A 13265-nucleotide genomic window follows, 5' to 3' on the forward strand; every position below is an offset into this window, starting at 1 on the left:
AGCCTGCAACCATGTTGCGATATATCGGGCGACGGCTCCTTCAGATGATTCCCGTGTTCTTTGGGGCCACGCTGCTGCTCTATGCGCTGGTGTTCCTCATGCCCGGTGATCCTGTCCAGGCCCTCGGCGGCGATCGTGGCTTGACCGAGGCCGCGAGAGCGCGCATTGAAGCCGAATACAACCTCGATAAACCTTTCATCGTCCAGTACCTGCTCTATCTGAAGGGCATTATGGTTGGCGACTTCGGAAAGACTTTCTCTGGCCAGCCCGTCGCCTCTGTGATGGCAAATGCGTTTCCGGTAACCATCAAGCTCGGCCTGATGGCACTCGCGTTTGAGGCGTTCTTCGGCATTCTCTTCGGATTCTTCGCAGGAATCCGCCGCGGTGGAATTTTTGATTCGACCGTGCTGGTTGTGTCCCTGTTCGTAATCGCAGTGCCGTCCTTTGTCATCGGCTTCGTGCTGCAGTACCTCGTGGGCGTGCGGTGGGGCTTGCTCCCCGTAACAGTGGGCAGGAATGAGTCTTTCATTGCCTTGTTGATGCCTGCCGTCGTGTTGGGTGCCTTATCGTGCGCGTACGTGATTCGATTGACCAGACAATCCATCAGCGATAACCTCCGCGCGGACTATGTGCGCACCGCACGTGCTAAGGGTCTGTCTAAGGGCACAGTGATGTCCCGCCACGTGCTGCGAAACTCCCTCATTCCAGTGGTGACGTTCTTGGGCGCTGACCTCGGCGCGCTCATGGGCGGTGCGATTGTGACAGAAGGCATCTTCGGCATCAACGGTGTCGGTGGCACGATCTACCAGGCCATCATTAAAGGTGAGCCCGCGACAGTCGTGTCCTTTACCACCGTGCTGGTGATCATCTACATCGTTGCCAACCTGATAGTTGACCTGCTCTACGCAGTACTTGACCCAAGGATCCGCTATGCATAACTCTCAAGATCTCACAGCAGCTGCCCGCGCTGGGCAGGAGTATTTCATCGCGGAAACGGACGAAACCGGACTCGGTGCTGTTGACGCAGTACAGGACGAGTCCGCTCCCACAAGTCAGTGGGGAGAGGCCTGGCGCGCGTTGCGACGCCGTCCTCTGTTTTGGGTATCCGCACTCCTGATTTTGTTCGCCATTTTGCTTGCCCTGGTGCCGGGCCTGTTTACTAGCGTGGACCCGCGTGAGTGCATGTTGTCTCGCTCACTTGGCGCGCCGGAGTCCGGTCACCCGTTTGGCTTTGACCGTCAAGGCTGCGACATTTACGCTCGCACAATTTATGGTGCGCGTGCATCGGTCACAGTCGGTGTGCTTACTACGATCGTCGTGACGGTCCTAGGTTCACTGATCGGCGCGATCGCCGGTTTCTACGGCGGTATCTGGGACACCTTGCTGTCTCGCTTGACGGATATCTTCTTCGCTGTACCACTCGTGCTGGCAGCGATCGTGGTGATGTCCATGTTCCAGAACCAGCGCTCCATCTGGATGGTGGTGTTCGCGCTCTCTATGTTCGGTTGGACGCAGATCGCGAGAATCGCGCGCGGCGCGGTGATGGGCGTGAAAAACGACGAGTTCGTCACCGCGGCACGCGCGCTCGGAGCGAGTGACGTGCGGATTATCTTCTCGCACATCCTGCCCAACGCGGCAGCACCGATCATTGTGTACGCTACCGTCGCGCTGGGTACGTTCATCGTCGCAGAGGCAACGCTGTCGTTCCTCGGCATCGGTTTGCCGACGACAGTCGTCTCGTGGGGCGGCGACATTTCTGCCGCACAGGCATCCCTGAGGACCCAGCCCATGGTGCTGTTCTACCCTGCAATTGCTTTGGCACTGACAGTGCTGAGCTTCATCATGATGGGTGACGCCGTACGCGACGCCCTTGACCCTAAATCGAGGAAACGATGAGCGAGTTACAAGATCAACCGCTACTCGAGATAGCGGACCTGAAAGTTACATTCGAGTCAACTACCGGTGTTGTCGAAGCGGTGCGTGACTTCGACCTGACGGTGTATCCAGGCCAGTCGATCGCTATCGTGGGCGAGTCCGGGTCGGGAAAGTCCACTGCAGCGATGTCCATCCTGGGATTGTTGCCCGGAACAGGCAAGGTCACCAATGGTTCCATCAAACTCAACGGTGAAGAGCTCACCGAGCTTGATGAGAAGGGGTGGCAGAAGGTCCGGGGTAACAAGATTGGTCTGGTGCCACAGGACCCGATGAGCAACCTCAATCCAGTGTGGAGGATTGGCACACAGGTAGAGGAGTCCCTCCGCGCAAACCATGTTGTGGAGGGCTCTGAACGTCACGCACGCGTCGTCCAACTGCTCGAGGAAGCGGGACTTCCAGAGGCCGAACGCCGCGCCAAACAGTACCCGCACGAGTTTTCGGGTGGTATGCGACAGCGTGCGCTCATCGCTATCGGTCTCGCGGCACGCCCAGAGTTGTTGATTGCCGACGAGCCAACATCCGCGTTGGATGTGACGGTGCAGAAGAAGATTCTCGACCACCTGGAGACGCTGACGGAGGAACTCGGCACAGCGCTGCTGTTCATCACGCACGACTTGGGACTGGCCGCCGAGCGCGCAGATCACCTGCTAGTCATGCACCGCGGACGCATCGTTGAAAAAGGTCCGAGCCTGCAGATTCTGCGCAACCCGCAGCACCCGTACACGAAGCGCCTCGTTACTGCCGCACCTTCCTTGGCATCCGCTCGTATCCAGAGCGCGAAAGCTCAGGGCATTGAGTCCAGCGAGGAGCTCGCCTCGGGACACCACGACTCCGAAGAAGTGGTGCTGAGCGTGCAGAACTTGGTGAAAGAGTTCGACGTCCGTGGGCAGAAGGGCAAGCAGAAGGTGCTTCGTGCTGTAGACGACGTCACGTTCGATGTTCGCCGCGGCACAACGCTTGCGCTCGTCGGTGAGTCCGGCTCCGGTAAGTCCACGGTGGCGAACATGGCGCTTCGCCTCTTGGAGCCAACGAGTGGCCGTGTCTTGTTTGAAGGACAAGATATCGCGAAGCTTAAAGGGCGCGAGTTGTTTGAAATGCGCCGCAAAATGCAGGTGGTGTTCCAGAATCCATATGGTTCGCTGGACCCGATGTATTCCATTTACCGCTGCATTGAGGAACCGTTGACGCTGCACAAGGTCGGTAACCGAAAGGAGCGCGAGGCGCGAGTCGCCGAGCTGCTTGATCTGGTGCAGATGCCGCGATCGGCGATGCGTCGATACCCGAATGAGCTATCCGGTGGCCAGCGCCAGCGCATCGCAATTGCACGCGCGATAGCATTGGGTCCGGAAGTGATTGTCCTCGACGAGGCTGTTTCGGCGTTGGACGTGCTCGTTCAAAACCAGATTCTCCAGTTGCTGACTCAGCTGCAGGAGGAGATGCGCCTTTCATACCTGTTCATCACTCACGACCTGGCGGTGGTTCGCCAGACTGCTGATGACATCGTGGTGATGCGGCAGGGTAAGGCAGTGGAGCAGGGCCGGGCCGATGACATCTTCGATAACCCTCAGGATCCGTATACACAGAACCTGATTAATTCGGTGCCTGGTCTCAACATTGAATTGGGAGTAGGAGAGTAGGTCCCACCTGCTGATTTGTTACGTGCGTTACGCCACAATCGCAGCGATGAATACTGCGATTGTGGCGTAGCGTTTAGGGAATGTACAGTATTGTCACAACTTCATACACGGGTGTCTTCGTTGGAGAGAAAAGCGAAGGCTGAGATGCACAAGCGAACCGTTGAACCTGATCCGGGTAATGCCGGCGTTTAGGGAGGAATGTAAGCGTATGAATACGCGTGGAAGCCATTCGTGGCGTGTCATTGATATTGTTACTGCAGCCGTTTTGGGGGTGGCATGCGGGCTCATTTTTTGGATGTGGAACAGCGTCGGGTACGCAGGATTTAAGGCCTTTGATGCGCTCACCCCGGGGCTTGGTGGCCTGTTCACCGGTATCTGGTTCCTCGGTGGCACGCTTGGTGGGTTGGTAATTCGCAAGCCTGGCGCTGCGGTGTTCGTGGAAGTGCTGGCGGCGTCTGTGTCCGCGGTCATCGGAAGCCAGTGGGGGATCGAGACGCTGTATTCAGGATTGGCACAGGGTCTCGGTGCAGAGATCGTGTTCCTGATCTTCGCCTACAAGAAGTTTTCGACGACTGTGGCGGTGCTTGCCGGTATGGGCAGCGCAGTGGGCGCGTTCGTGCTTGAGCTGTTCCTGTCTGCCAACTTCGCGATGGGCCTGGCGTTCAACGTGATTTACCTCAGCTGCATGCTGGTATCGGGCGCGTTGCTTGCTGGTATTGTTGCAAAACTCTTGGTTGATGCTCTGGCTAAGACTGGTGCGCTTGACCGCTTCGGTGCAGGACGCGAGCGGTTCCAACAGGAGGTGTAGCCTCGGTGGCTACGGGGGACCAGGTCATCCAGGCACAGGGCCTGGGCTATAAACACGCGACTCGCCCGAAGCCTGCGTTTACCGGGGTGGACTTGACCGTCTCTCGTGGGGAGCGCGTGCTGCTCACGGGAGACTCTGGCGCTGGCAAGTCAACGCTGCTTGCCGTTTTAGCTGGGTTGGCGGCAGATGGTGAGGAAGGCCAAGTTCTTGGCTCCGTGAGTGTCAACGGCACGGTTGGCATGGTGATGCAGGACCCAGAGGCACAAACGATTTTGACTCGCGTTGGCGACGACGTTGCGTTTGGTGCCGAGAATATGGGGATTCCGCCAGAGGAAATCTGGCCCCGTGTGCGCGCTGCGCTGGATGCAGTGGGCCTGGATGTGCCGTTGGACCACAACACCGCGCACCTTTCTGGTGGGCAGAAGCAGCGACTCACATTGGCGGGAGTATTGGCCATGGGCGCTGACATCATTCTGCTGGATGAGCCGACGGCAAACCTTGACCCGGAAGGGCGCGACGATGTTGTGCGGGCAGTCGATGCCGTGTGTCGCCGCACAGGGGCGACCTTGATTGTGGTGGAGCACCGACCTGCACACTGGGTAGGCTTCGTGGACACGTTCTACCACCTCACCGCGGATGGGCTACAGCGCAGCGGCCCGGATCAGCTCCCAATGCCACCGCAGTTGCCGCCAGCGTTGAAGGTCCCTGCCAGCGCGGTAAGCGCGCTGCGTACTGAGAATCTCCGGGTTGCATTCGGTTCACCCCGCAACATCGCGGTACCAGAGGGCTTTTCTACCGTGATTACAGGCAAGAACGGTGTTGGAAAGACGACGCTAGTGCAAGCGCTCGCTGGGCTCGTCGCGCCACTCAGTGGCACTTTGGAGTACTCGCCGCGGATTCGAAGCGGGCTGACTACACCGTCGCACCGCTGGAAGTCGAAGGACTTGGCCCAACGGATTGGTTATGTGTTCCAGGAACCGGAGCATCAGTTCGTGACCGCGAATGTGCGCGATGAAGTTGCGTTGTCGGGTGCGTCGGCACACCGCGTCGATGAGCTGTTGCAACGACTGAAGCTTGAACACGTAGTAGCAGCAAATCCCTTTACACTTTCAGGAGGAGAGAAGCGCAGGCTTTCGGTAGCGACTGCGCTAGTGAATGCCCCTGAGCTCCTCATTCTTGATGAGCCGACCTTTGGGCAGGATGACAAAACCTTTGTAGAGATAGTTTCATTGATACGCGAGTTGGCCGACGAGGGGAAAACCATCATCTCAATTACTCACGATGAGGCCTTCGTCAGTTCGTTGGGCGACCATATGGAGGAGCTGCGCAACGAGACGAATGCGGAAGGCGGGGTGCGGGAATGAACGTGCTCAATGGGGTGAATCCGGTAACACGGATTCTGGGATTGGCGTTGCTGACTACACCGCTTATGGTGACGATCGATTGGGTTTCTGCAGTTGTCGCCATTGCGTTTACGCTGGCAGTCGTGCCGCTGTGCGGGCTGTCATTTAGGACGTTTTTCAAACGCGCGTTACCAATTCTTGTTGTTGCCCCGCTCGCGGGTATCCCGATGGCGCTATACGGCCAGTCAGGTGGGGAAACCTACCTTGAGTGGGGTCTCATCCATGTGACGGAGCTGTCCATTTCGCTCGCATTATCAATGGTGCTTCGCGTGTTTGCCATTGCGCTGCCCGTCATTGTGTTGTCTGCGCACGTGGATCCAACGGATCTTGGCGATGGGCTGTCCCAGGTGTTGAAGCTGCCAGAGCGCTTCGTTCTGGGATCAGTCGCTGCGTTTCGTATGTTGACGCTGCTTCGTGAGGATGTTGAGGCGATGCGAATGGCGCGCCGTGCCCGTGGCATTGCTGATACGGGACGCGTGAAGTATTGGTTTTCGTTGGCCTTCGGCTTGCTGGTGATGTCTCTGCGCAGGGCAGGCAAGCTTGCTACCGCGATGGAGGCTCGCGCATTCGGCGGCCCGCAAAAGCGTACGTGGGCTCGAGAGTCGCGGCTTACCAGGCGCGATTGGGTTGTCATGGTTGTATGCATCGCTGTCGCGTGCGTCGCGCTGGGGCTTTCAGTTGCCACTGGGTACTTCCGGCCAGTGTGGAGCGTCTCGTAGCTCATGGCTTACACACTGCTTATCGACGGCCCCTCCGGCGCCGGCAAAACCACATTGGCTGAACAAATTGGTGCTGCGCTCAGCGTTCGAGTGGTGCATTGCGATGAGTTTTATCCTGGCTGGAGCGGGCTTGAAGAAGGATCCAGAATTGTGGAGCGGGATGTACTTTCGCTCAATGAGCCGGGATACTGGCGTTGGGACTGGGAGCGTCAACGCCGCGGGGAGTGGGTCAGCCTTGACCCAGAAGGCGACCTTATTATTGAGGGCGTTGGTGCAGTGACCGAGGCGTCGATCGCGGCGGCGCGGGCGCGTGGCTGTGTGAACACGCTGTGGGTAGAGGCGGCAGAGTCGCTGCGTCGTTCGCGGGCGTTGCAGCGTGACCCAGGGTATGCGCCGTTTTGGGATATGTGGGCGGCCCAGGAGCAGGAGCACAGAGCTAGGCGAGGTGTCGTTTACTTCGACGTGACTATTGAGCGGCGTTAGTCAGCCGGGGTGAGCGTGACGCGCTCTGCCCAAGTGAGGTCGATGCCGAGGCTGGAGAGCCACCGCATCGCGTCGTCGCCGTGGCGGGTAATTCCCTCGACGGCGTTGAGGGTCACTTCCATGGCGCGTTCAGCTTCTTCTGCAGTGATAAGCCCTGCGGACGTCGCCGCGGCAAGCTCGTCGATGTCAAGGACTTCGATCGGACGTCCGGTCAGGGACACTAGGTCGACGTAGAGGTCGCGCGTCTGCCAGACGCCATCTGTTTCGGTGATATCTGCGACGTCGAAGTAGAAATCTTGTTGTACATCGATGCCTTGGCGGAAGTGGAAGATGTTTGCGCGGAGACCAAGCGATGGAAGCAGCCAGCTTTCCAAGTATCCAAACCGTGGGTGGTTTGCGCCTCGGGCCATGTAGAGGCCGAAGTTGGTCGTCGTGAAGACATCCACCTGGCGCAGGAACCCCTTCGGATCGGTGTTGACCTTCGCGGAGATGTCGAAGGTTTCCTGCTTCACTGGATGAAGATCGACGGTCATAGGCCGATTACCTTACGTTGAACTGTGCTGCTGTTGGGGCGAAGTGACAGACATTGTTTTCGGTGCGCGCGGCACCATTGATCACTGCGAGGACTTTGCCGGGCCCTGTTTTTGCGGTTGCGGACAGGGTGGTTGGTCCTGTTGGGTTTATCTGATTATTCGCAAGCGGCGTTACACCGGTCTTGCCGGAGTTGAGGTTGATCCAGTACGCGTTCATGAGGCCTTGACGCTCTGCCGCCGGTGGAGTACCGAGGGCGGTAAACACGAATGTGGCTTCCCCAGCTTTGGCGCCTGGGACTGGTGCGGGTGCGGGTCCAGGTACAACGAGCGCGGAGGCCGTGGAGTGCAGGCCTGGACCGATGCAGTTACTAGAGACCGTCGGCCAGTAGAACTGCGTAAACGCCGGTGCGTCTTTTGGCAGTGGCGGGCCGCCAACCTCGCCTGTACCGGCGAAGAAGTTTACGGCGGTGCGCAGTGCGTTAGCTACCTGTGGCGGTACGAAGGGTTGATCTGCGAACTGGTTGACGCGAGCAACGGTGTTGTTCGTAGGGCGTCCGAGTCCATCAACCGCGGATGAGAGAGATGACGGAATGCTGGGCTGCTGAGCGCTCGCGAGTGGTGCAGTAACGAGGGCGCACGCAGCGCAGAGCGTAGTAAGGCGGATCGCGGCGCGACGCGTGAAGTGGGAGGGGCGCACGTGGTGACCTAACTTTCCTTCGCATGACAGGTAGGGTGGCCGTCGAAAAGCCATAACCCTAGACACAATAGTCACTTTTGTAACAGCGTCAAGTGGGGAGCGGGCTACAAGGTGCATGTTTTGTGCTTTGCGAGTAGCATTTAACCGTTATTTCCACCTATGCGAAGGAGCACCGGTTTCAGTGTCGCATCCTGAATTTCGAAACGTAGCGATTGTCGCTCACGTCGACCACGGCAAGACTACATTGGTCAATGCAATGCTGGAGCAGTCCGGCGTATTCTCTGACCACGGCGAACACGGTGACCGCGTGATGGATTCCGGCGAGCTCGAGTCCGAGCGTGGCATCACCATTTTGGCGAAGAATACCGCTATCCGCCGCAAGGGGAAGGGCAAGAACGGTACAGACCTTGTTATTAATGTGATCGATACGCCGGGTCACGCCGACTTCGGTGGTGAGGTCGAGCGTGGCCTGTCCATGGTTGACGGCGTTGTCTTGCTTATCGACGCCTCCGAAGGCCCGCTGCCGCAGACTCGTTTCGTGCTGGGCAAGGCGTTGGAAGCGAAGAAGCCGGTCATCATCTGTGTAAACAAGACCGACCGCCCGGATGCCCGCATTGACGAAGTCGTTGAAGAGGCCCAGGACCTGCTGCTCGAGCTTGGTGCGGGGCTGGAGGATCCGGAGGCAGCAGAGGCCGCGGAGAACCTGCTCGAGCTCCCTGTGCTGTACACGTCGGGTCGCGCTGGCCGGGCTTCGCTCGAGAACCCAGGCAACGGTAATCTGCCTGACAATGATGATCTGCTCCCGTTGTTCAACGTCATCTACGACGTGCTGCCGGAGCCTTCCGCTGAGATCGATGCACCGCTGCAGGCGCAGGTCACGAACCTTGACTCCTCTTCGTTCCTGGGCCGTATCGCGCTGATTCGCGTGTACAAGGGCACCGTCAAGAAGGGCGACACTGTTGCTTGGGTGCACTATGACGCCGAGGGTGAGCAGCACGTGAAGAACGTGAAGATTGCCGAGCTGCTGGTCACCGAGGGGCTCGACCGAGTTCCGGCGAAGGACGGCGTAGTTGCTGGCGATATTGCCGCTGTTTCCGGCATCGACGAAATCATGATTGGTGACACGCTGTGCGATGTCGACCACATTGAGCCGCTGGAGCGTATCAAGATCGATGACCCTGCAATTTCGATGACCATCGGCGTGAACACCTCGCCGATGGCTGGTCGCAACGGTGGCGATAAGCTGACCGCCCGCATGGTCAAGGCGCGCCTTGACCAGGAGCTTATCGGTAACGTCTCCATCAAGGTGTTGCCGACCGAGCGTCCGGATACCTGGGAGGTGCAAGGACGCGGTGAGATGGCCCTGACCGTGTTGATCGAGACGATGCGTCGTGAAGGCTTTGAGCTGACCGTTGGTAAGCCACAGGTCGTGACCAAGGAGATCGACGGCAAGGTGTACGAGCCGTACGATCACATGGTTATCGACGTCCCCTCCGAACACCAGGGTGCTGTTACCCAGCTGATGGCGGCCCGCAAGGGCCAGATGACGGCAATGGGCAACACGGGCTCCGGCGATTGGGTTCGCATGGAGTTCGATGTTCCGGCTCGTGGCCTGATTGGCTTCCGTACGACGTTTCTGACCGAGACCCGTGGCGCTGGCATTGCGAACTCCTACTCGATTGAGCACCGCCCATGGGCGGGCGAGATCAAGGGCCGTCCGACCGGTTCGCTGGTCGCTGACCGCTCTGGCCAGGTCACCGCGTACGCGCTGACGCAACTCGCGGACCGTGGCGATTTCTTCGTGGAGCCTGGTGCAGAGACCTACGAGGGCATGGTCGTTGGTGCGAACAACCGTGATGAGGATATGGACATCAACATCACGAAGGAAAAGAAGCTGACGAACATGCGCTCCGCAACCGCCGACGCGACCGTCACGTTGGCGAAGGCCCGTACGCTGTCCTTGGATGAGGCAATTGAGTTCTGCGACGAGGATGAGTGCGTTGAGGTCGCTCCGGAGGCGATGCGCGTGCGCAAGATCATCCTCGACTCCACGGAGCGTGGCCGTGCCCGTTCACGTGCAAAGCAGCGCAATAAGTAGTTACGCACTGGTGCGGTAGTATCTACTGCGATGAATCCGCACATCTTTTCAGCGCCACGTCGCTCGCGATCACTGCGAGTCGGCGTGGCGCTGTTTGCGTGCTCTGGCGTGGTTGCGCTTTCTGCATGTGCCGCGTCGCCTGGCCCGCCGCCTCTCGTTGATCCGAACGATGTTGCTGCTCGTGAGATGTACGAGCAAGAGGATTCCACGACTACTTCCGCTCGACCGGAGGGCAAGACTCGCGTGCGCTCCCAGGTGGAGGTTGGTGTGGATTCGCTCCGAAACGGGCTGAACCCGCACCTTATCGCTGATGAATCTGCGGTTGTGAAGAGTGTGGCGAATCTGGTGCTTCCCAGCGCATTTCATGATGGGGTGAGAAATTCCGCACTGCTCAATGGGGCGACGGTGCTCTCAGAATCGCCGCGTGCAATGACGGTGCGCTACATCATTCGCGAGACCGCGCAATGGTCTGATGGCACGCCGGTGACCGGTGCGGACTTTGTGTACCTGTGGCGGGGGATGCGGGACACGCCAGGAGTGCGAAATCCGGCCGGGTATCGCGCGATCGATGCCGTGCGTGTCAGTGGCGCGACGGGCAAGGTCGTCGACGTTGACTTCGCTGAGCCGGTTGCGGATTGGCGTGGCCTTTTCGACCACTTGCTGCCGGCGCATGTGTTTGCAGCCGACGGCTCTGATTTCGGGGTGGCGCTGCGCGACACGATTCCGGTTTCTGCTGGCCGGTACATGGTGCGCGGGGTAGACCGTGGTCGTGGAACGATTACGCTGAACCGCAATGATCGGTTTTGGGCGGCGAATCCTGCCAAGATAGATATTTTGACGCTGCACGCGGTACGCGGGACCACCCAGATTGCAGATCAGCTGCGCACCGGCCAGCTGGTGTTTGTGGATCGGGTTCCTAGCGAGACGACCGGGCGCGTGCTCAGCCTGGTACCGGGTGTGCAGACGCGGATGCTCGATACGCCACGGGTGCTAGGCGCTGTGCTTTCTGCGACGTCTGGGATGTCGCCTGAGGTTCGTTCGGAGCTTCGTTCGCTGATCGACGTTCCGCTGCTTGCAAGCATTGCGTTGGACCGCACGGCTGATGTTTCGGTTGCAAAGCACGGTCAAGTGAGCACGCATGAGCCGCACGCGGTGTATCAACACGTTGCGGCTCACGGTGCGATACGCATTGGTGCCGATCTTGCAGATCCTGCAGCGGTAGCAGCGGCTCGATCGATGGCGGACATGCTGCACGATCGTGGAGTGTCGGCACGAGTTGTCGCGACGGATTTCGGTTCGCTGATTCGCTCAGGTCTCGAGGAAAATACCGTTGATGTTTTGGTGGCGTGGCAACACGATCCGGAAAATTTGCCGGATGCTGCGAGTCGCTTGGACTGCGTCGCTGGCGCCCCTCGTGCAGGCAACCTCGCCGGTTTTTGTGAACCTCAGTCGGTGGGGCTTGCGAAAGAAATCTTGGCCGGTTCGTACGGGCTTAAGCAGGCCACCGAGGCGGTCAATGAGGTGCTCGAGCAAGAGGCACTATGGATGCCGATTGCGCGCGAGCGTCGTATTATCGCCCTCGGGGAGGGCATCATCGGGCCGGATGCAGATTTGAATAACTGGAAAGCAGGCTTATCGACGGCCGCTTCGTGGCGCCTGCAACCGAAACGAAACGAAGGAGATCGGATTAATCATGCACAACTCCCGTGACCTACAGGGCTACCGGGTGCTCGCCGTGCACGCGCACCCCGACGACGAGTCCATCACCATGGCCGGAACGCTGTTTGACCTCGCGCGACGCGGCGCAGACGTATTAGTGGTGACCTGCACGTTAGGGGAGGAAGGCGAGGTCATTGGAGAGCCATATCAACTGCTGACGAATGACCATGGTGATCAGCTAGGCGGGTTCCGCATTGCGGAGCTGCACGGCGCGCTCCAGGCGATCGGCGTCCGCGGTGAGTTCCTTGGTGGCGCTGGTTGCTTCCGTGACAGTGGGATGGCGGGATCGGAGGCCAGCAAGAACCCACGTGCATTTGTCAATAGCGGGCGTCGCGCAGTCGACGCGCTGCTGGAAGTACTGCGCCGGGAGCGTCCACACCTCGTTTTGACCTACGGCCCCGACGGTGGGTACGGGCACCCGGATCATATTCGTGCGCACGAGATCGTGCACGAGGCCGCTGAGGAGTTTGATATCCCGCGCATCCTGTGGGCAGTGCGCAGGAGGGAGGAAACCGACGCACTTTTGCCTGAGGTCGCGCCTGAAGGCTGGCGCTTGCCAAAGCCTGGCGAGCTCGACGGCGTGGACAGCGTCGATGTTTCGGTGCGCCTGGACGTTGAGGCGTACAGCGCCAAAATCGCTGCGATGGCGGCGCATGCGACACAAATCTGGGTTGCGGACGGGCGGACCAGCGCGACGAACCCGCACGCGGTGCTGGGCAAGGGGCCAGTCATGTACTACGCGCTGTCCAACTTGATTGTGCAGCCGATTCAGCCGTGGGAGCATTTCCAACTGGGCGGTGGCGAAGCGGTCGTCGACACGTCGGATGTGCTCAGCGGACTTGAGCGATGACTGAAACCCGTTTCAAGGCGGACATTGCCCGCGGCGAGAAAGCAGCAGGTCTCATCTGGCTTTCTGTCGGCGCGCTCATTTCACTTTTGTTAGAAGCTGTCAACTTGGACACACGTATTGTTGGAATCGCGGTGCCGTTTACGGTAGTCATCGCTGCGCTCTTTAATGCGGTGCTCACGAAGACTGCGGCGCTGTGGTCAGATCATCTGCTGGTCAAGCTCGTTCCACTCATTGTTTGGGTGGTAGGTTTCTTTGTTCTGCTTATCGCTCTCCCGGCGCGGGGAGCGGTCGTGCTCCCCGCGAGCCCGCTGACGCTGCTGCTCCTTTTTGCGGGTTTGGGTGGGGGCGTTTGGCCCCTTTTCGGTCGAAAGTGACATACTGGA

13 protein-coding genes and 1 riboswitch are annotated in these 13265 nt (G+C 59.3%); of the genes, 11 read left to right on the forward strand and 2 right to left on the reverse strand.

From position 1 onward, the window contains the following. Positions 1-11 precede the first annotated feature (11 nt). From KBX14_RS03005 to KBX14_RS03035, 7 genes are all read left to right on the forward strand, one after another. Positions 12-938 carry an ABC transporter permease gene (locus KBX14_RS03005; protein WP_070362704.1) on the forward strand — a complete coding sequence of 309 codons (927 nt, stop codon included), beginning with the start codon at positions 12-14 and terminating at the stop codon, positions 936-938. After that, the gene (locus KBX14_RS03010; RefSeq protein ID WP_083290976.1) at positions 931-1896 is read left to right on the forward strand and encodes an ABC transporter permease; all 966 of its coding nucleotides are present in this window, start codon (positions 931-933) and stop codon (positions 1894-1896) included. The genes KBX14_RS03005 and KBX14_RS03010 overlap by 8 nt, the downstream gene beginning before the upstream one ends. After that, a complete protein-coding gene (locus KBX14_RS03015) occupies positions 1893-3572 on the forward strand; it encodes an ABC transporter ATP-binding protein (protein WP_256041814.1) in 1680 nt (559 codons plus the stop codon). The genes KBX14_RS03010 and KBX14_RS03015 overlap by 4 nt, the downstream gene beginning before the upstream one ends. A gap of 97 nt (positions 3573-3669) precedes the next feature. Further along, positions 3670-3785, forward strand: a riboswitch (TPP riboswitch). Then, positions 3781-4380 carry an ECF transporter S component gene (locus tag KBX14_RS03020; protein WP_070362701.1) on the forward strand — a complete coding sequence of 200 codons (600 nt, stop codon included), beginning with the start codon at positions 3781-3783 and terminating at the stop codon, positions 4378-4380. It overlaps the preceding riboswitch by 5 nt. Before the next feature lie 5 nt (positions 4381-4385). Beyond that, positions 4386-5744 carry an ABC transporter ATP-binding protein gene (locus tag KBX14_RS03025; RefSeq protein WP_071573334.1) on the forward strand — a complete coding sequence of 453 codons (1359 nt, stop codon included), beginning with the start codon at positions 4386-4388 and terminating at the stop codon, positions 5742-5744. Continuing rightward, positions 5741-6502, forward strand: coding sequence for an energy-coupling factor transporter transmembrane protein EcfT (locus KBX14_RS03030; RefSeq protein WP_070362699.1), 762 nt, complete (start codon positions 5741-5743; stop codon positions 6500-6502). Before KBX14_RS03025 ends, KBX14_RS03030 begins: the two co-directional genes overlap by 4 nt. A 3-nt stretch (positions 6503-6505) precedes the next feature. Next, positions 6506-6985 carry a (d)CMP kinase gene (locus tag KBX14_RS03035; RefSeq protein ID WP_256041815.1) on the forward strand — a complete coding sequence of 160 codons (480 nt, stop codon included), beginning with the start codon at positions 6506-6508 and terminating at the stop codon, positions 6983-6985. On the opposite strand, the gene KBX14_RS03040 is transcribed toward KBX14_RS03035, so the two are convergent. Next, complete coding sequence (locus tag KBX14_RS03040) at positions 6982-7518, reverse strand: DUF402 domain-containing protein (protein ID WP_070362697.1); 537 nt, start codon at positions 7516-7518, stop codon at positions 6982-6984. The two genes, KBX14_RS03035 and KBX14_RS03040, sit on opposite strands and share 4 nt — an antisense overlap. Positions 7519-7525: 7 nt before the next feature. Then, positions 7526-8215, reverse strand: a complete 690-nt coding sequence (locus KBX14_RS03045; RefSeq protein WP_256041816.1) for a hypothetical protein — start codon at positions 8213-8215, stop codon at positions 7526-7528. 181 nt (positions 8216-8396) lie between these two features. Here KBX14_RS03045 and typA point away from each other — a divergent pair, with 181 nt between their 5' ends. Genes typA through KBX14_RS03065 form a run of 4 tightly spaced genes read left to right on the forward strand, consistent with a single transcriptional unit; the run spans position 8397 to position 13256 of the window. Next, a complete protein-coding gene (typA, locus tag KBX14_RS03050; RefSeq protein ID WP_070362695.1) occupies positions 8397-10313 on the forward strand; it encodes a translational GTPase TypA in 1917 nt (638 codons plus the stop codon). A 30-nt stretch (positions 10314-10343) separates the two neighbouring features. Beyond that, the gene (locus tag KBX14_RS03055) at positions 10344-12023 is read left to right on the forward strand and encodes an ABC transporter family substrate-binding protein (RefSeq protein ID WP_070479431.1); all 1680 of its coding nucleotides are present in this window, start codon (positions 10344-10346) and stop codon (positions 12021-12023) included. Next, a complete protein-coding gene (mshB, locus tag KBX14_RS03060; RefSeq protein WP_305083150.1) occupies positions 12007-12882 on the forward strand; it encodes an N-acetyl-1-D-myo-inositol-2-amino-2-deoxy-alpha-D-glucopyranoside deacetylase in 876 nt (291 codons plus the stop codon). The genes KBX14_RS03055 and mshB overlap by 17 nt, the downstream gene beginning before the upstream one ends. Beyond that, the gene (locus KBX14_RS03065) at positions 12879-13256 is read left to right on the forward strand and encodes a hypothetical protein (RefSeq protein ID WP_256000416.1); all 378 of its coding nucleotides are present in this window, start codon (positions 12879-12881) and stop codon (positions 13254-13256) included. The genes mshB and KBX14_RS03065 overlap by 4 nt, the downstream gene beginning before the upstream one ends. The last annotated feature ends 9 nt before the right edge of the window (positions 13257-13265 follow it).

This window comes from Corynebacterium sp. CCUG 61414 (assembly GCF_024453945.1).
Lineage (GTDB): Bacteria > Actinomycetota > Actinomycetes > Mycobacteriales > Mycobacteriaceae > Corynebacterium > Corynebacterium pseudogenitalium.

What these genes read in the sequence shown, in the direction of transcription:
- KBX14_RS03005 (WP_070362704.1), top strand. Translation starts at nt 12, where the DNA reads ATGTTGCGATATATCGGGCGACGGCTCCTTCAGATGATTCCCGTGTTC.
- KBX14_RS03010 (WP_083290976.1), top strand. Translation starts at nt 931, where the DNA reads ATGCATAACTCTCAAGATCTCACAGCAGCTGCCCGCGCTGGGCAGGAG.
- KBX14_RS03015 (WP_256041814.1), top strand. Translation starts at nt 1,893, where the DNA reads ATGAGCGAGTTACAAGATCAACCGCTACTCGAGATAGCGGACCTGAAA.
- KBX14_RS03020 (WP_070362701.1), top strand. Translation starts at nt 3,781, where the DNA reads ATGAATACGCGTGGAAGCCATTCGTGGCGTGTCATTGATATTGTTACT.
- KBX14_RS03030 (WP_070362699.1), top strand. Translation starts at nt 5,741, where the DNA reads ATGAACGTGCTCAATGGGGTGAATCCGGTAACACGGATTCTGGGATTG.
- KBX14_RS03035 (WP_256041815.1), top strand. Translation starts at nt 6,506, where the DNA reads ATGGCTTACACACTGCTTATCGACGGCCCCTCCGGCGCCGGCAAAACC.
- KBX14_RS03040 (WP_070362697.1), bottom strand. Translation starts at nt 7,518, where the DNA reads ATGACCGTCGATCTTCATCCAGTGAAGCAGGAAACCTTCGACATCTCC.
- KBX14_RS03055 (WP_070479431.1), top strand. Translation starts at nt 10,344, where the DNA reads ATGAATCCGCACATCTTTTCAGCGCCACGTCGCTCGCGATCACTGCGA.
- mshB (WP_305083150.1), top strand. Translation starts at nt 12,007, where the DNA reads ATGCACAACTCCCGTGACCTACAGGGCTACCGGGTGCTCGCCGTGCAC.
- KBX14_RS03065 (WP_256000416.1), top strand. Translation starts at nt 12,879, where the DNA reads ATGACTGAAACCCGTTTCAAGGCGGACATTGCCCGCGGCGAGAAAGCA.